The 17,874-nt window shown below is 62.4% G+C and carries 18 protein-coding genes; 9 read left to right on the forward strand and 9 right to left on the reverse strand.

From position 1 onward, the window contains the following. On the forward strand, nt 1-596 hold a 596-nt coding region (locus tag Q0938_RS16955; RefSeq protein WP_366942777.1), incomplete at its 5' end, for a DUF305 domain-containing protein. Nucleotides 597-680: 84 nt separating this feature from the next. Here Q0938_RS16955 and Q0938_RS16960 read toward each other — a convergent pair. Next, nucleotides 681-2,060 carry a DUF305 domain-containing protein gene (locus Q0938_RS16960; protein WP_299364904.1) on the reverse strand — a complete coding sequence of 460 codons (1,380 nt, stop codon included), beginning with the start codon at nt 2,058-2,060 and terminating at the stop codon, nt 681-683. A gap of 540 nt (nt 2,061-2,600) precedes the next feature. Here Q0938_RS16960 and Q0938_RS16965 point away from each other — a divergent pair. Beyond that, nucleotides 2,601-2,765: a hypothetical protein gene (locus tag Q0938_RS16965; RefSeq protein ID WP_299364906.1), complete on the forward strand. Its 165-nt coding sequence runs from the start codon at nt 2,601-2,603 to the stop codon at nt 2,763-2,765. Between the two features lie 52 nt (nt 2,766-2,817). Here Q0938_RS16965 and Q0938_RS16970 read toward each other — a convergent pair whose 3' ends face one another. Then, nucleotides 2,818-3,306, reverse strand: a complete 489-nt coding sequence (locus Q0938_RS16970) for a DUF411 domain-containing protein (protein WP_299364908.1) — start codon at nt 3,304-3,306, stop codon at nt 2,818-2,820. 165 nt (nt 3,307-3,471) lie between these two features. Here Q0938_RS16970 and Q0938_RS16975 point away from each other — a divergent pair, with 165 nt between their 5' ends. After that, nucleotides 3,472-3,879 carry a hypothetical protein gene (locus Q0938_RS16975; RefSeq protein ID WP_299364910.1) on the forward strand — a complete coding sequence of 136 codons (408 nt, stop codon included), beginning with the start codon at nt 3,472-3,474 and terminating at the stop codon, nt 3,877-3,879. 48 nt (nt 3,880-3,927) lie between these two features. Continuing rightward, entirely contained in the window at nt 3,928-4,629 is a 702-nt protein-coding gene (locus Q0938_RS16980; RefSeq protein WP_299364912.1) for a L,D-transpeptidase, read from the forward strand. A gap of 93 nt (nt 4,630-4,722) precedes the next feature. Here the strand turns inward: Q0938_RS16980 and Q0938_RS16985 are convergent, their stop codons facing one another. The 7 genes from Q0938_RS16985 to Q0938_RS17015 form a co-directional block, all read right to left on the reverse strand. Next, entirely contained in the window at nt 4,723-5,055 is a 333-nt protein-coding gene (locus Q0938_RS16985; RefSeq protein ID WP_299364914.1) for a four-helix bundle copper-binding protein, read from the reverse strand. Between the two features lie 113 nt (nt 5,056-5,168). Next, a complete protein-coding gene (locus Q0938_RS16990; RefSeq protein WP_299364916.1) occupies nt 5,169-7,592 on the reverse strand; it encodes a copper-translocating P-type ATPase in 2,424 nt (807 codons plus the stop codon). Between the two features lie 57 nt (nt 7,593-7,649). Next, entirely contained in the window at nt 7,650-8,462 is an 813-nt protein-coding gene (gene fabI, locus Q0938_RS16995) for an enoyl-ACP reductase FabI (RefSeq protein WP_299364918.1), read from the reverse strand. Beyond that, entirely contained in the window at nt 8,459-9,490 is a 1,032-nt protein-coding gene (locus Q0938_RS17000; RefSeq protein WP_299364920.1) for a bifunctional enoyl-CoA hydratase/phosphate acetyltransferase, read from the reverse strand. The genes fabI and Q0938_RS17000 overlap by 4 nt, the downstream gene beginning before the upstream one ends. 3 nt (nt 9,491-9,493) lie before the next feature. After that, nucleotides 9,494-10,702 carry an acetate/propionate family kinase gene (locus Q0938_RS17005; protein WP_299364922.1) on the reverse strand — a complete coding sequence of 403 codons (1,209 nt, stop codon included), beginning with the start codon at nt 10,700-10,702 and terminating at the stop codon, nt 9,494-9,496. A gap of 190 nt (nt 10,703-10,892) precedes the next feature. Beyond that, nucleotides 10,893-12,668: a DUF3141 domain-containing protein gene (locus tag Q0938_RS17010; RefSeq protein WP_299364924.1), complete on the reverse strand. Its 1,776-nt coding sequence runs from the start codon at nt 12,666-12,668 to the stop codon at nt 10,893-10,895. Beyond that, nucleotides 12,665-12,934: a DUF5676 family membrane protein gene (locus Q0938_RS17015; protein WP_299364926.1), complete on the reverse strand. Its 270-nt coding sequence runs from the start codon at nt 12,932-12,934 to the stop codon at nt 12,665-12,667. The genes Q0938_RS17010 and Q0938_RS17015 overlap by 4 nt, the downstream gene beginning before the upstream one ends. 907 nt (nt 12,935-13,841) lie before the next feature. On the opposite strand from Q0938_RS17015, the gene Q0938_RS17020 reads away from it, so the two are divergent. From Q0938_RS17020 to Q0938_RS17040, 5 genes are all read left to right on the forward strand, one after another. Beyond that, nucleotides 13,842-14,492, forward strand: coding sequence for a sigma-70 family RNA polymerase sigma factor (locus Q0938_RS17020; protein WP_299364928.1), 651 nt, complete (start codon nt 13,842-13,844; stop codon nt 14,490-14,492). 244 nt (nt 14,493-14,736) lie between these two features. After that, nucleotides 14,737-15,714: a cytochrome D1 domain-containing protein gene (locus tag Q0938_RS17025; protein WP_299364930.1), complete on the forward strand. Its 978-nt coding sequence runs from the start codon at nt 14,737-14,739 to the stop codon at nt 15,712-15,714. Nucleotides 15,715-15,859: 145 nt separating this feature from the next. Next, on the forward strand, nt 15,860-16,516 hold the full coding sequence (locus Q0938_RS17030; protein ID WP_299364932.1) for a sigma-70 family RNA polymerase sigma factor: 657 nt from the start codon (nt 15,860-15,862) through the stop codon (nt 16,514-16,516). Between the two features lie 353 nt (nt 16,517-16,869). After that, nucleotides 16,870-17,154: a DUF2933 domain-containing protein gene (locus Q0938_RS17035; protein ID WP_299364934.1), complete on the forward strand. Its 285-nt coding sequence runs from the start codon at nt 16,870-16,872 to the stop codon at nt 17,152-17,154. After that, nucleotides 17,151-17,801, forward strand: a complete 651-nt coding sequence (locus tag Q0938_RS17040) for an isoprenylcysteine carboxylmethyltransferase family protein (protein ID WP_299364936.1) — start codon at nt 17,151-17,153, stop codon at nt 17,799-17,801. Before Q0938_RS17035 ends, Q0938_RS17040 begins: the two co-directional genes overlap by 4 nt. Nucleotides 17,802-17,874 lie beyond the last annotated feature (73 nt).

Genomic DNA, 17,874 nt, shown 5'->3' on the forward strand with positions numbered 1-17,874 from the left:
GTGGGTCTGCTCATGCACCCCAGCTACCATGCTGGATTCACGAGATGAATCCCTCACGGGATTTGCGCAACAGAGCCATCTTGACCTCAACAGTGGTCATGTTCGGGTTGATGTATCTGAACACCTACGAGATCGAGCATGTCGCCTGGAGCCAGACACGCGCCTGGATGGCGCTGATGATGGGCGGAGTCATGGCCGTCATCATGATGGGCTTCATGTGGGGCATGTATGACAAGAAGGGGCGTAACTGGGGCATCATGGCGGCCGCGGTGGTCGTGGCGGCGGGTGCGCTGTGGTTCGTGCGCAGCCAGGAAACTGTGGGAGACGTGTCCTACATGGAGGCGATGATCCCGCACCACTCGATTGCCGTGCTGACAAGCTCGCGCGCGCATATCCGTGATCCCCGGGTTCGCGAGCTGGCGGACGGCATCATCAAGGCGCAGATACAGGAGATCGCTGAGATGCGGGCGCTGATTGCAGATCTCGAGGCAGACCCGATTTCTGGCGATGCTCCGGATTTGCCTGCACTGCGCCCTGCTGACGTTGCGGTGAGCGAGTCGGTGGAGAAAGCGCTTCAGCCGCCGTCTGCGCAGTAGAGTGCCGTTGCCCGACGGCAGAGGAACGCCGTTGCGGCAATTCGGTGGAGCCGGAAAGCACCGGCACCACCGTTCTCGATCCAATCAGTTCGCAGCTCCATAAACGGTGCCGTTGGGCCGATCACCCACCGGCACCGTTCCGACCACCTCCTGGCGACGGGCATCGATAACCGAAACGCTGTTATCCGCCGTGTTGGTCACGAACACGAAGGCGCCGTCTGCCGAAGCTGATACGCCATGAGCGCCGAACCCAGTTTTCAGCGTCTTGACCACCTTTCCGGTCGCCGTGTCGATCACCGAAACCGTGTCGTTCGGCGTAGCCTCTGGTCCCTGGTTGGCGACGTAGACCTGCTTGCCGTCCGGAGTGACGACAAGCTGGATCGGACCCGGTCCGACGTCGATCTTGCCTTCGACCTTGCGCGATGCGCGGTCGATCACGGCCACGCGATTTTCGTCGCGCAGCGAGACATAGACCTTGGTCCCATCGGGGGTGAACCCGACCTGCACCGGAGCCATACCCGCGGGAATGCGCGCCGCCTCCGCCAAGCTGGCCGTATCGATGACCGAAACCGATCCGTCATCGACATTGGCAACGTAAAGCTCGGTGCCCTCGGGGCTGAGCCGAAGCCCGTGCGGCGCGGTGCCGGTCTCAATGCGGTCGATGACCTTCAAGCTCGCAAGATCGACCACCGCCACCTCATTGTCGCCTGAAAGCGACACGAAGGCGCGCCCTTTCCGGTCAGCCACGACGTGGGCCGGATGAGCCCCGACTTCGACAGTGGCGACCGGCTTGGAGCGATCATTCACATCGATCACCGCCAGAAGTCCCGCGGCGGCGGCCGTATCGGCATGGTCGTGCCCACCCGTCGCGTGATCGCCGCTAGCAGGCGTGCCGACTGCCAGCAGGGAACCTCCGTCCGGCGTCAGGTCGACGTTGTGGGGTGACACCGGGAGCGGCACAGTGGTCACCGAGCCCGTGGCAAGGTCGATGGCACTAAGGGTATTGCCGCCTTCGTCCGCGGACCAGGTGGTTCCCCGGGTCTGGCCGAAGGTCAGGGGTGCAGAGCCACCCTTTTCCTTCAGCCACGCCGTCATCTCGGCGATCTCGCCTTCCTGTGCTGCGATGATCCGTTCGGCCCATTGCTTCGTTTCAGGGTCGTCGCCGTATTTCTGCACGACCCTTGCCATGTCGATCGCGCTTTGATGATGGGGGATCATGCCCTGCACGAAGGCCGTGTCTGCATCATCGGCCATGACCCCCTTCATCATCGGCGCCTGCATCGCGTCCATCGCATCCAGATAGGCTTGGGTGAAGTCGGGAAGGTCCTTGTCCGCGGATGCTGCGCCGGCCGGGTTCGGCAGGACCATCATCCCCTGCATCATGCCGCCCTGCATCATCTGCTGCATGGCCTTCATGCACTCGGGGGACATGGCCTGCATCATGGCCTGGCCCTGTTCAGGCATGCCCGACATTCCGGGTTTCGGTTGCGGAGACACGGGCGCCTGCCCGGTCACTGCCGGAGCTTGTGCAGGGTGGTGGCTATCATGTTCGGTCTGGGCCAGGGCAGCGGCCGGCAAGGCCGCCATGAGGCTGACGGAGAAAGCAATCGCAGTTCGTTTCATTGATGTTCATCCAGAATTCGGGAGCGGCGTCACGTGCCGGACGCACGGTTCCATTGTGATCGTCGATTGGCGGATGCGGCGCTCTGCCTCTGGCCGAGGCGACCGGGAGGCATGGGCCTCAACCGGTCATGAGCACCGTCAGATAATCGCGAACAGGCGCGGAGGCCGCAAAATTCGAGAGGGTGTCCGACCGGATCGGTGTGACCAGATCACCGAGAGGACATCATCCTCCTGAGGCGGATCCATGGACAGGGCACCCGGCAGAACGACGGCGAGGGTGCAGAGCTGGATACAACAATCATGCCGGAGGGATGATCCGAGATCATCGGAACTGCACGGCTCGGCGGCATCCAGTCGGGTTCCGTCCTGCATCATGGGAGAGTGGGCGCAATCCTGACCTGTGGCAGCGACGAACTGGTCGCCATGGGTCATTTGCCCCGCAAAACCGGCATGGGCGGCAGACTGGAGGATGAAAATCGCAAAGGCGAAAAGCAGAAACGCAGCCGCTACCTGCCGCAGCCGGTCTGCCCAGAGTCTTCCGATTAGCGCCGGCTGCCTATTCATGAGGGGCTTCTGCGTTGCGACACCGGTTTCTGCCTCAGACCTCTCGCCCGCCCAGGAAACGTGCGAAGCGCGTCTGGCCCGCGGGTCCGAACAGCACGACGTCGTAATGCTCGGGATCGACGCCGGGGAAATCCATGCCCGGCGAGCCGGCAGGCATCCCAGCAACAGCCAGCCCCGCCGCAGCGGGCCGCTCGGCGAGCAGGCGGCGCAAGGCAGCGGCCGGGACATGGTCCTCGACGACATAGCCATCCATTTCGGCGGTGTGGCAGGAAGCCAACTCGGCCGGAACCCCCAGGCGCCGCTTTAGGCTGTCCACATCCGCGGATTCAACGATCTTGACCGGAAAGCCCGCCGCCCTGATGTGATCGGCCCAGCCCTCGCAGCAGCCGCAGGACGGATCCTTGGTCACCGTCACCAGGGGCAGGGTCTCGGCCTGTCCGATTGCCACGGCCGAGAGCAGCAAGGGGAGTGCGCCGGCACTCGCCAGAAGTGCGCGCCGGCCGATCGCGGTGCTGGTTCCCATTCCGAATCCTTCGTTTTGCCGCTGTCAGTGTCACACCACGTTGTGCCGCGACATGAAACCCGGGGCGCCAAACCGGCGACAGCGTGCCGCAGCATGATGTCGCGCCGTTTTTTGCCGGGCAACGGCTGAACGGGGCGGCTCACGACAATATGCAAAATCGCTACTGTGCGCGATCTCGACGCATCTGCAGTGGTCTGGCATCCATGCTCCATGCAGATGTTTCGAACCATTGCGATGGTTATTCTGGTGCTCATAGTGCCCCTGTCGGGCGCCTATGCGGGCACTTGGGCGCTGCCGGCCACGGCCGAAGCCTACGAGAAAGCCGCACCGGAAACTCCGACCTTATCCGATCATGTCCATCTGCGAACCCAAGTTGCGCTGACCGCCGCGTCAGCGGACGGGACATGCCATGCGGCGCTGCCCGGCACACCCTGCCATCCGGAGCACCTGCTGCCGATGGTGGCCGAACCCTGCAGTCGCGGTTTTGCACGAGAGCATCTTCGGGCTGATCGCCGCCAGATCAGGGCGGGACTGATCCCACCTTCCATCTACCACCCTCCGCGATCCCGCTGAGCCGCGCCGCCCGCGGGCACTCGATCAGCTTCAAAAAGGATTGCGATCATGATGAATCGACGCAACTTCGCCGTGGCGGGGACCGCAGTGCTTCTGTCGGCCTGCACACGCCCTGTCATTGAACCAGTTATCCCACCGCCGCAGCCTGCCGCACCGGCCGTTCCCTTCCTGCCGGTGCCGGAGTTCTACGGCGCCATCACCGACGAACCCTATCCGATCGCTGCCGTGCCGCCCGGCGTGGTGCCGCCGCATCTGTGGCGTCAGGAGGTTGCAAATCCTTTCCCGGACGAAGCTTCTGGTACGATCATCGTCGATCCTGACGAAGGCATGCTGCATCTTGTCGAAAGCAAGACCCGCGCAATGCGTTATGGCGCGGGAACCGGTCGCGATGCCTTCGCCTGGGCGGGTGACGCACGCCTGCAGTTCCGCCGCAAGTGGCCGCGGTGGAAGGTGCCGGACGAGATGATCGCGCGTCAGCCGGAACTGGAACCCTATTCGGTCGCCAATGGTGGCATGGAACCGGGGCCGGGCAACCCGCTCGGCGCGCGGGCGCTGTATCTGTTCCAGAACGGGGAGGATACGCTTTACCGCATTCACGGCGCCTGCGAGCCGGAATATCTCGGCAAGGCCGTCTCCTCGGGTTGCGTGAGGCTTCTGGATCAGGACGCCATCGACCTGTATCGGCGCGCGCGGCACGGGGCGACGGTGCGCGTCCTGCCGTCCACCCTGCCCGTGTCACTTGCGGTGTGACCTGCGGGTGCTTGCCGGACCGATCACGTGACTTTCTGCCTGCCGGAGCCGAAAGCTCCGGCAGGCGGGGACGTTGACTCGTCCCTGTTTGTTTCAGGCGGCCATCTTCCGGCAGCTTTCCGCGCAGCGGCGGCAGGCGTCCACGCAGTCCTGCATGTCGCCCACCTGTTCGCAGCTGGCGGCGCATTGCTCGCAGACCTCGGCGCAGACGCCGCAGAGGCGGCGGTGAATGTCGCTGCCGGTCAGCATCACGTTGGCCGAGGCTTGGCAGATTTCGGCGCAGGCGATCATCAGCCGGAAATGCTCCGGCTCAAGATGCTTGCCGCCGGCCTCAAGGCAATGGTTCATCGCCATGCCAAGACAGCTTCGATGGCAGTCCAGGCAGGCATCGATGCAGGCCTTCATGTCAGCAGATTGATGGTTCATGGAGTTTACCTTTCTCATTTGCTGCGCCGGATTTCATCCGCGAGGGGCGGCGCAACTCCCTCGCGAAGACGGTAAAGACGCGAACGCTTCTCACGGACGATGGGCATGTCCGTTCAAAATTTCAGCCGTCGCAGCCGCAGAGCGTTCAGTACCACCGACAGGGATGACGCACTCATCGCGAAGGCGGCAAAGATAGGGCCGATCAGGATGCCGAAAAACGGGTAAAGCACGCCTGCCGCAATGGGGACACCGGCGGCGTTGTAGATCATTGCGAAAAACAGGTTCTGGCGGATGTTGCGCATTGTCGCGTGGCTCAGTTTCCGGGCGCGCACGATGCCATCGAGGTTACCCTTGACCAGGGTGAACCCGGCGCTTTCGATTGCGACATCGGCTCCGGTCCCCATGGCAATGCCGACATCGGCCTGCGCAAGGGCAGGCGCGTCATTGACACCGTCGCCTGCCATCGCGACCTTCTTGCCCTGGTCCTGCAATTCTTTGATGATGCGGGCCTTGTCTTCGGGCAACACGTCGGCGCGGATCTCGTCGATGCCCAGCCGGCTGGCCACTGCCTGTGCCGTGCGTTCGTTGTCGCCGGTCGCCATGATGATCCTGAAGCCTTGCTCATGCAGGGCCTTGAGCGCGGCTGGCGTGGTTTCCTTGACCGGATCGGCGACACTCACCAGTCCTGCGATCGCACCGTCGAGCACGATGAACATGACCGTCTCGCCATTATCTCGGCGGGCATTGGCGGTTTCCACCAACGCGCCACTATCCAACCCCAGATCATGGATCAGGGCCGCATTGCCGAGGGCCACGGACTTGCCATCCACAACGCCCTTGACGCCCTTTCCGGTGACGGCCTCGAAATCCTCGGCCTTGGCGAACTCGACGCCCCGTTCCTCGGCACCGCGCACGATGGCCTCGGCCAGCGGGTGCTCCGATCCGCGCTCCAGCGAGGCCGCAAGGCGCAGCACTTCTGCCTCCTCGTGCCCGGCCTCCGGCAAAACCGCCACCAGTTTGGGTTTTCCTTCGGTCAGGGTGCCGGTCTTGTCGACGATCAGGATGTCGATTTTCTCGAACCGCTCCAATGCTTCGGCGTTCTTGATCAGCACGCCCATCTGCGCACCGGTGCCGGTGGCAGTCATGATCGACATCGGTGTAGCGAGCCCAAGCGCGCAGGGGCAGGCGATGATCAGCACGGCCACGGCGGAGACGAGGCCGTAGGCCAGCGCGGGGTCCGGCCCCCAGATCGCCCAGGAAATGAACGACAGGATCGCGATGCCGATGACGGCAGGTACGAACATGCCGGCGACCTTGTCGGCATATTTCTGGATCGGCGCGCGGCTCCGTTGCGCGTTGGCGACCATCTGCACGATCTGGCTGAGCACGGTGTCGCTGCCGATCCGCGTGGCCTCGATCACCAGGCTGCCGGTCCCGTTGATCGTGGCCCCCGTGACGGGCTCTCCCGCAACCTTCTCGACCGGTACCGGTTCGCCCGAGATCATCGATTCGTCGACGGACGAACGACCTTCGACGACCACACCGTCCACCGGCACCTTGTCTCCGGGACGCACGCGCAGGTGATCGCCAAGCTGTACCTGATCGAGGTCGATTTCTTCTTCGGTGCCGTCAGGCCGTATCACGAGTGCAGTCTTGGCGGCCATATCGAGCAGCGCCCGGATTGCCTTGCCGGTACCTTCGCGCGCCCGCAATTCCATCACTTGGCCCAGCAGGACCAGGACCACGATCACGGCGGCCGCTTCAAAATAGACGCCGACGTTACCGTTTGCGTCGCGGAATCCCTCCGGGAATATTCCCGGTGCGATGACGGCCACGATGCTGAACAGATAGGCCGCACCGACCCCCATCGAGATCAGACTGAACATGTTGAGATTCATCGTGCGGAACGAATTGTAACCGCGGAGGAAAAACGGCCAGCCCGACCAGAGGATAACCGGGGTCGCGAGAGCCAACTCGATCCAGAGCGAAGTCCGTTCACCCAACCGTTCCATGAAATAAGTGAACCCGACGAACGGACCCATAGCCAGTACCAACAGGGGGACCGTCAGCACGGCACCAACCCAGAACCTGCGGGTGAAATCCACCAACTCGGGGTTCGGGCCGTCATCTTCGAGGCTCACGGTTTCCGGTTCCAGTCCCATGCCGCAGATCGGACACGATCCTGGGCCGGGATGGCGCACTTCGGCGTGCATCGGGCAGGTATAGACCGTGCCAGTGAAATCCACGGGTACGGTATCGTACTGACCGCCTTTCCCTGTTCCGGTCGCCGCACCATGAACATGGCCGTGACCGCTATGAGCATGGCCGGTATGGCTGTGGTCGTGTGTTTCCCCTTTTCCGCTTTCGCCCTCTGGCGTCAGACTCATGCCGCATTTCGGGCAGCGACCTTCCTCGGTGCTGCGTATTTCAGGATGCATGGAGCAGGTGTAGACGGTCCCGGAATAGTCGTCCGGAACCTTATCGAAAAGGTTCGTCTCTTCCGGCCTCTTGCCAAATTCGCCTTTGGTGACGTTCATATCAGTTCCTTTCCAGTCCTCTTCCCATCCCGGGGTTTGCCGCGACAGGTTCGGAATTCAGTGAAACACCATGCCATTGACGTGAAAGCCGGCGTCGACATGGATAATCTCACCGGTGATGGCGGTCGTGTAGTTGCTGGCGAGCAAAAGCGCCGCCCGCCCGATCTCGTCAGCGGTAACGGTCCGCCGCAGCGGCGATTTCCGCTCGGTTTCGCTGATCAGCTCATCGAAATGCTGGATGCCCGAGGCAGCGCGGGTTCTTACCGCACCCGCCGAAATTGCATTGACACGAATGCTCCCGGATCCGAGGTCATGCGCAAGATAGCGCACCGACGACTCAAGCGCAGCCTTCACAGGGCCCATAATTCCGTAGTGATCCACCACTCTTTCGGCCCCAAGGAAGCTGAGGGTCATCAGACTTCCGCCCGCGCCCATCAGTAGTTCAGCCAGTTTCGCCGTGCGGATGAAGGAATGGCAGGATACCAGCATCGCTTGGGCAAAACCGTCGGCTGAACAGTCGGTCAACCGACCGCGCAGATCTTCAGCCGGTGACCAGGCGACAGCATGCAGGACAAAGTCCAGCTGCCCCCAGATCCGGGTGATGGTGTCAAACACTCCCTCCAGTTGACCGTCCTGTGCGACATCGCAGGGCAGCAGAATGGGGGCGTCGATGGCCGCGACCAACGGCTCCACGTACGGCCGGGCCTTGTCGTTGAGATAAGTCACTGCAAGGTCGGCCCCGGCAGCGTGGAAATTGCGCGCCGCCGCCCACGCGAGGCTGTGCTCATTGGCAATTCCGATGACCAGACCCTTCTTGCCCGTCATGTCGAGCAGCTTGCCGGGCGTGGTCGCAAGAGGAGAATCTCTCATTCTGCAGCCTCCCTGATGGCGGCCGTCGCACTCGGAGGGCAGCAGGAATGCTCAGGTTGCGGCGCAGCGGCAACGCTGCCCTCGGGCGGGTTTTGGGGCGCGGTGGCCGACTTGCTGTGATGATGCATCAACGCCGCTATGGCGAGAGATGCCATCCGGGCGGAGGCAGGGTCAGCGCGAGAGGTCAGCACAACAGGCACCGACAGTCCAACCGCAACACCGGCGGCGACCCCCCGACCGAGATACTCCAGCGCCTTGGCCAGGATGTTGCCTGAAACAAGATCAGGGACCAGAAGGATGTCAGCATGTCCGGCAACATCTGACTGGATGCCCTTTTCCTTCGCTGCCAGCGCCGAGATTGCATTATCGAAGGCCAGTGGCCCATCGACCTGCGCACCGGTAAGTTGACCGCGCCGCGCCATCATCGTCAGGCAGGCAGCATCAAGCGAAGAAACAATTCCACTTGCGACTGTCTCCACCGCCGAAAGGACGGCGACGTTTGGTTCCGCAATTCCAAGGATGTGAAACAGATCGATAGCATTCTGGCAAATCTCCGCCTTCGCGGACAGGTCTGGTTCGATATTGATCGCCGCATCGGTAATGCCGATCAGCCGGTCATGCCCCGGCACATCGACCAGGAAGAGGTGGCTGACCCGGCGCCCGGGCAGGCGCAAGCCACTGTCCTTGTCCAGCACCGCCCGCAGCAGCACATCGGTATGCAGGTTTCCCTTCATCAGGAAATCAGCCTCGCCTCCGCGCACCATAGCCACGGTCCTGGCTGCGGCTTCGACATCGGACGCACTTGGGATGATCCACGCAGGATCGATGGCCCATCCCATATTGCGGCACAAGGCAAGGATCGCATCCGGCTCGCCCACCAGACGCGGCTCGACCAGACCGAGCGTCACAGCGTCACGGAGGGTTTCGAGGACCACCGATTGTGCCGCGTCGACCACAGCCACCTGAACCGGATCCAGATCGCAGGCTCGCTCAATCAGGTGTTGCAGCTTTTGGGGATACGCTGACATCGCTCAGTTCTCCATACGGGCAAATTGCCGCGCCGGATCGGCCGCAAGCTGCGCAGCCACATGACAGGCGATCATTTTTTCCTCGTCGGTCGCGCGTACCTCCACGGTTACACCGGCACCGGGTTTCGAAATCACGCCCTTACCCGCCCGGTTCGCGGCGCTGTCCAACCCGATCCCGAGATAGCCGAGTTCCGCACTAATCCTGCCGCGAACCCCGACCGAATTCTCACCGATGCCGCCGGTGAACACGAGCCTGTCCAGTCCGCCCAGTGCACCGGTCAGCCGGGCCAGGTGCAGCCGAGCCTGATAGCAGAAGTATTCGACTGCCTCCGCGGCGCCTTCTTCCCGACTGTCCAGAAGATCCCGCATATTGCGGCTGAGACCCGAGATCCCCAACAGGCCACTTTGGTTGTAGAGCAGATCGGAAATCTCGTCTGACCTCATCCCCTCTTCCCGCATCAGATAGAGCAGGATACCCGGATCAAGATCGCCGCTGCGCGTGCCCATTGGCAGGCCTGCGATCGTGGAGAACCCCATTGTTGTCTCGACGGGGCGGCCTTCACGGATCGCGGCCATTGATGCACCGTTTCCAAGGTGCGCGATGATGATACGCTCGGCCCCCGTGTTCACGCCACCCGTTTGTAAGGTCTCCATGATATATTCGTAGGAAAGCCCGTGAAATCCGTAGCGCCGAACGCCGGACCCGGTGAAGGCGCGCGGCAGGGCCGTCATTTGGGCCATGCGCGGCAAATCGTGGTGAAACGAGGTGTCGAAGCAAGCCACCTGCAGCAGATCGGGCCTGGTAGCCTGCACAGCGTCGATGCCGGCGATATTGGGTGGAATATGCAGCGGCGCCAGTGACGTCAGCCGACGCAGCCGAGCCACCAGAGCGGGCGTGACGCGCTTGGGGCAGTCACATGCCGGCCCGCCATGAACGACCCGATGTCCGACAGCAACAAGCTCCAGCGATCCCGGGAGGCTTGTGACAGCGTCTAACAACCGGGTGAGCGCCGCCTTGTGATTGTCCAGCGTGCCCGCTTCATCAAGCACGACTGTCTTGCGTGCATCGCTCAGCTGAAAGCAGGCGCCTGGCAGACCGATCCGGTCGATTGCCCCCGACCAAAGCCGTTTGGGGTGGCTGGACGCGGTAAAGAGCGCGAATTTGAGCGAGGAGGACCCGGCGTTGAGTGTCAGAATGATCCGTTCAGCCATCGCCGCTCACCCTGGCCGGATCCGCGGCCTTTGATCCCGAGGTTTCAGCGCACCTCGCGGCGCCGGGCTGTGGAGCGTGGCCCCGCTCATTGTGCCCGTAACGACACTGAGGCGCCGCCATCATCTCGTCGCCGACAAGCAGCACTGCCCAGGTCTCCTCGATCGATTGCATCTCTGTCTTCCCTTCTTATCAGACCGGCAGACGCGCGTTGTTTTCGCCGTCCGTATCGTCACCGTGAGCACCACCACCGTCGCCAAAGAGCGTCCTGAATGTGCCCTCAAGGCGAGCGTCGCGGGCAATGCGGGCTCTTTCGATTGCGTCACCGACCGCAGCAATCATGGCCCGCTCGTGCGCGAGCAGAGGGTCCCCGCGAGCAAGGGGTTCACGCGTCCTGGCAATGGTTTCCGCCGTCTGCCGGACAAGGCGCATCCATGGATTGAACGATTCTGAAAACACCAGACGACTGGTCCGCATCGGGTGCATCCATTTCAGCATCTCCGCACTGGCCGGGGAGGCCATCACCCGAACCCAGGGGCTGACAAAAGCGGAATAGAATGCCTCGTTCGCCTCCGACAGGCGGGCGACTTGTTCGAAGGCCTCGATGGGCACATCGTGTCGCAGATCGGCGACGTCGCGCGGCTCGAACCGCACGGTGTAGTTCGATGCGTGGCAATCCGGGTCGCCGCCCGAGGGGTTTGCAACTTTCATCTCGTAAAGACCGGGCTCCAGTTTTCCGATCCGCTCAAGGCTTTCCAGAATGGCGCGATGTTCGAGACGTGCCACCGAGGCGGACACGAAGATGCCGAGATGTCCGACATGGGCGTTGGTCATGTAGATTATCCGCTGCCCGGCAGATTTGAGATCGGCGGTGTCTTTGTAGACCGCCGGGATCCAGCCAAGCGCCTGCGCCGGAGGCGTGATGTTATCACCGTAGGAGGCGAATACGACTATGGGGTTCCTGATCTTGCGCAGGTCGGCGACGCAGTGATCGCCAATGCGCATTTCGCCGTTTTCGAGCAGGTTGCCGATGAAGAGGTCCTGCGTGATTTCCAGAATTTCTTCACGACTCAGTGTGTAGAACCCATTCCACCAGCGCTCGAATTCAAGAAAGCGCTCGCGCTCGGTATCGATATTCATCAGCAGGTTTGCATATTTCTCCCAGATCGCCTTCTCCGGTTTCAGATTTTCGAAATTCTGCGCGAGCCAGGCTCCGTCAAAACGTCCGTCACCCAGATCGGCGGTCAGATGGGCGAGCCAGGATCCGCCCAGCAATCCGCCGGTCACCCGCATCGGGTTAACTCCCTCCTCGCCCGCCCAGTAGGACAGCGGAGAGCCGTTCAGCACCACCGGACCTGCGAGACCTTCGCAATGCGCGGCAAGAAGCGTGACAGCCCAGCCGGCCTGACAGTTGCCATAAAGCACCGGCGCCGCACCGTCATGACGGCGAGAAACCTCTTCGACAAAACGGCGCAGGGCGGAGAGCACATCATCAAGCGTCTGGCCTTTGACCGGTTCGGGATAGAAGATGACAAAATAGACCGGATGGCCCTCCACCATTGCCATCCCCACCTCGCTGTCACGCTTGAACCCGCCGATGCCGGGGCCGTGGCCCGCGCGCGGATCGACGATCATCACCGGCGGCTTTGCCGCGTCGATGCAGTCATCCCAGCAATGACCGTCTACTTCAGTGATCCGGAGCAAGGCATAGTTGACCGGTTTCGCAAACTGCCGCGCATCCAGCAGTGTCTCGTATCTGAAATCCAGCAGTGGCGGCATCCCCGCGCGGTCATGCGCGACGATGTTGTCGGCACGTTCACGCAGCGTGTCCATGAAAAGCACCGAGCGTTCCCACAGATCGCGGCCATAGGCGACGGGACCCGGTAAGGCTTGATGATCCCTGCCGGATTTGATTTCCGGATCGATGTTTGCAGCGGCCAATTTGTCGAGTTGGGTCTGGGTGTTCATGCTTGTGTCCTCCGCGAAAAGAAGTTGAATATCGGCACGAAGATCACGGCGATATACCAGCCATAGGCAAAGCTCTCAGCCAGGCCCAGGATTGCGCTTGTCCAGCTGATCCAAGTCACGCCGGGCAGCAGCGGCAACCACGCCTGATACATGGTGGCGCCGGAAAACAGCAGGCCGAAGCCCACACACAAGGCAAAGCTCACCGCCAAAAGCACTCCAAGGGCCATGCCAACGGGAACAACGCGCACGGTTCTGATCGCGGGCATCGCGACACCTCCTTGACAAACATGTCGGACAAGCAACGCGAACCTGCGTTGTTGCGGTTTTATACAAGGACGTTCCCGGGAAGGAATTGTTACAGAGTGAGGTGGAAATCCTGCCCGCACGAGCAATCATCACGTAGTCAACAAGACCTGTGACCAGCCCTGAACAACTGCCGCGGGCGCTTGTGGCATCCATGTCGCGGCTCATCAGGATGACCATCGGGGGGCTCATTCCTGCCTTTACTGCGTTCATCGGGAGCCATTCAGGCATGAACGACGTGCGGTGGAACTCGCCCGTCTTTGGTGACGAGCGTTCAGTTCACTTGCGGGTTTCTTGCTCGAAGGCGATGGGTCTGGAAGCCGGTCGATAAACGCCGCCTGACCAGGCGTAGCTTGCATCGTTGCTTCGTCTGAGCGGGGCTATTGGCCTTCACGCACCCATACGGTAGGACAGGTCCCATGCGCAGGCCCTTTCGCCAAATGCAGCGTTTATCTGGACATGCGAGAGCGTGTGTTCAGATGATCCTGCTGTGCCTGTTATTCCTGATCGGCGCGCTTTTCCATTCCGCCCCTGACTTGTCAGCCGCTGCAGGTCCCGTATCGGTGACCGAGCAGGCGATGAACAGCGGACATCCGCAGGCCGGCCATGGTCTGAACGCGACCATGGCTGTCGTGCACTGCCACGGAGCAGGCGCTTGCGTGGCAGTCGCCCCCCTTCCCGCAACGCAGATCATACCATCTCACAGCTCGCGCGCCCCGCGCCGGGAGCCAGAGCTTCTTCGAACCTTCCCGCTTGCTCACGGTCCATTCCGCCCACCCCGGTTCTCCGCACACGTCTGAGTGGTGCCTGTCGGTGCTTTGCTGCCCGCCGGTGCCAAGTCACGATTTTTTGTGCCCCGGAGTCCCTCTAATGCCTGTAGACCTGCACCCCCAGCCCGATGCGGCTGCCGCACACGATCGCGATCCCGCTATCGACCGCCAACTCATCGAAAGCCGACAGGCGTTCCTGCGCTTCTTTCGGCGGCGCCTCGCGCGACCCGAGGACGCCGAGGATGCGTTACAGGATTTCGTCCTTAAGGTAATCCGCGCCGCAGAAACCCTGCAGGACGGCGAGAAAATAGACGCCTGGATTGGCCGTATTCTGCGTAATACGCTGACGGACCACTATCGCCGCCGGGCGACACGGCAGAACGCTGAAGCCGCCTTTGCGCGGGAACCTCTGCAGCAGATGGCTCATGAACCGCCACCCCAAATCGGGACCTGTGGCTGCATCCACAACGGTTTGGCTGCACTGAAACCGGAATATGCGGACGTGATCCGGCGTGCGGATCTTCAGGAAATGCCGCGTGACTGCCTCGCTGCGGAGCTGGGGCTCACCCCAAATAATCTCGGCGTCCGCTTGCATCGGGCCCGGCAGGCGCTGCGGGCCAGGCTGGAAAAGAGTTGTTCGGGATGTCGCGACGGCGGGTTCCTATCCTGCGAGTGCGACAGTGCGGCGGTGGCCTCAACGACAGTCCCGAACAGGCTCGGTTCCGATCAGATGGAGCCGCCGACAATGTAAGGTATGCCGACATCGCGCGTCAGAGCAGACAGAGCGTTCCCAAAACCGGATCGCTCTGAAAAAACCGGGTATCTTCGGCCCACATGAGATGGAGAATGGGATGCGTTCAAGGAACCGGCGGTCGCGGCCTGCGCAACTGCTTGCAGCGGTCAGGCAAAGAACGTGGGAGCCTGTCACGTATACTGTGCTGAGCGCGGCGACTATTTTGCTATTGGCGACAGCCGCACCGGCAATAAGCCAGGAGGTGGAAGGGTTTGTCTATTCAGCGAACGAATATGGAAATTCCGTCAGTGCAGTAGACCTGCGTGACGGGACGGTCGAGACGGCGCCCCTGCCGATTTCCGCGCATAATGTGCAGATCACCGAAAAAGGCCAGCTCCTGGCGGTCGGAAACCCGGTCGCCGAGAAACAGGAAGAGGGCGGCGCCCACGGCGGCGGAGACGGCGCCCACGGTGCCGGCGGGGAGCCAGGATTGTTGGTCGTGCTTGACCCAGAGGCGCTCAGCGCCGGGCCGCTCGCCAGCATTTCGGTCGGGAACCATCCGGCCCACGTGGTTGCCGACGCCGCGGGAGCGCGTGCCTTTGTCACCAACTCGGAAGACGACTCGATCTCGGTGGTGGATCTGGCACGGAACGAGCTTGTCGGCACGATTGCGACCGGTCGCTATCCGCACGGGCTCCGAGTCAGCCCTGACGGCAAGGAGGCCTATGTCGCCGCCGTCGACGAAGGAGCCGTGTCGGTCGTCGATATGGAGACTCTCACCGAAGTCGCCCGCATACCCGTCGGGGCCGCGCCAGTGCAGGTGGGCTTCCTGCCCGACGGAAGCCGCGCCTATGTATCACTGCGCGACGAGAACCGCGTTGCCGTGATTGACACGGCGAGCCGCAAGAAGCTTGACGTGATCGAGGTCGGACGCAACCCCATCCAGGTTCACGCAACCCCCGACGGCGCGCGGGTCTATGTCGCCAACCAGGGCAGCGAGGATGAGCCGGACGATACGGTTTCCGTAATCGATGTGGCGACAAACAAGGTGATCGAAACGATCCGCACTGGCCGGGGCGCACACGGCGTTGCCGTCAGCGAGGATGGTTCTCGCATCTTCGTGACCAATATCGTTGAGGGCACCGTGTCGGTCATCGATGACGCCACCCGCAAAGTGGTTGCAAGCTTCGAGACCGGAGACGGACCGAACGGGATCACCTTCCGGTCCCTGGCAAACTGAGTGCCAGCGAACGCTCTTTCCGGCACCCTCCGGGTGCCGGCGCTCACTCGCAAGATGTTGCCGAAGGCGCAGCAACACCTAACGGCGGACAAACGATAATCACAGCGGTGTCTCAGGCGCCGCGCCGGCGCAACCGGAGGCGGGGATGAAATCTGAAGACAGGCTCAATGTCGCGCGCGCGGATCCTGATGCATTTGACACCCCAACGGCGGATGTGGCGGTGCGCGAGGCGTTGACGGAAAGCCGCCGACAGCTTCTGGGCTTTCTGCGCCGCCGGCTTCACAGCGAAGAGGAGGCCGAGGAGGTGCTGCAGGCTTTTACGCTGCAGGCGATCGAGCACTCGGCGGAGTTGCGCAACGTGGCAGCTGTTCGCGGATGGCTGAGCCGGATTCTCGGCAATTGCATTGCGGACCACCAGCGTCGGGCTGTCCGGCAGCGACAACAGGAGACGGTGATGAGCCCCGAACAGTTCGAAGCGTTCTCTCTTGATCCCGACGAAGACCTGGAGGAGGCAATCTGCAACTGTCTTTACAAGTTGCTGCCGACTCTGAAGCGCGATCAGGCTGACCTGATCCGGCGCATTGATCTGTCAGGAGAGACACGAAAGGCGGTGGCGTTACGGCTTGGCATCACCGGTAACGCTCTGACTGTCCGGCTGCACCGCGCCCGGCGGGCGCTGAAGCAGCGGCTGGTGGACATGTGCCTGACCTGTCCGGTGCACGGTTATCTGGATTGTGCGTGCGACGAGGCGGAAGCGGCCCGCCAACGACTGGCGGGGATGCGGGATATGGGAAAACAGTAAGGTTTCCGACCTTGCCGCGTCTATCGTGAACGATAGCCGAGCTTGGTGCCAAGGCTGATGGAGGACGCGAGATGACCGTGCAACCAGAACCACGAGCCGATGAGAGCAGCGGATGCTGCTGCGGCACAGCGGACAGCGCCAGCAACGAGGCGCAGCCGCAGAAGACGCAGACGGGTCGGCATAGGAAACCTGCGGCGAAAAACCCGCTGATTGATCCGCCGGACGAACCGAAGGGCTGCGGCTGCAGCAACTGAGGTGGGGCGGAAGGCTGAAGAGCGGCCGGCGGCCTCGCGCAAAACAGGTGCCGGGCAGACCATAAGCTCGCCCGATGAGATCTTACGGAGAGGGAAGACATGAACCACAACGATGACAGCACGAGTCGCGACTTTCTCGCCTCGCGCAGCGCGCTTGTGCTGGCTGTTTTTCTGGCGATCGGCGGATTCTACCTGATCACCGAGCACACGGCGCATCTGGTGGGCTATGCGCCGCTGCTCCTGCTCGTGGCGCTCTGCGGGGGAATGCACTTCTTTATGCACGGCGGACATGGTCATGGCGGTAACGGTGATAACGCCGAAAGGGACCATGCGCCGCGTGGTCCAGCGGGTGCTGACGCGCCCGACCGGGACGACCCAGGATGACCGGAACCGCCTACGGGCTCTGGCTGCTGGTCGTGCTCAACTCCGCGATCTTTATCCTCTTTGCCTTCAGCTTCTTCAAACCGAGAACGGCTCGGGACTGGCGCTCATTCGGTGCGTTCAGCGCGTTCATCGTCGCGCTCTTCACCGAGATGTACGGCTTTCCCCTCACAATCTATCTGCTGTCGGGCTGGCTGCAGAGCGCCTATCCGGGCGTGGACTGGCTGTCGCACGATGCCGGCCACATTCCGGAGATGATGTTCGGCTGGCAGGCGCACCCGCATTTCGGACCGTTCCACATCCTGAGCTTCGCGTTCATCGGCGGCGGTTTCATCCTGATCTCGGTGGCCTGGGCGGTACTCTACCCTGCGCAGCAGCAGGGGGTTCTGGCGACATCGGGACCCTATGCGCGGGTGCGCCACCCCCAGTATGTGGGTTTCGTGCTGGTCATGCTCGGTTTCCTGCTGCAATGGCCGACACTGCTGACGCTCGCGATGTTTCCGGTGCTTGTCTGGATGTATGTCCGCCTTGCCCGACACGAGGAACGACAGGCCAGGACGGAGTTTGGCGACACCTATCGTCGCTATGCCGCGCGTGTGCCGGCATTCGTGCCCCGACTTTGGGGCGAACGCGACAGGACGAGGCAGTGACCTGCCCCCGGATTTTGTCGGTGCGGCACCGCTTCAAGGGGTGGGAGGATGGACGAACCTGATAAAACATCGG

The organism is uncultured Paracoccus sp. (assembly GCF_947496875.1).
Lineage (GTDB): Bacteria > Pseudomonadota > Alphaproteobacteria > Rhodobacterales > Rhodobacteraceae > Paracoccus.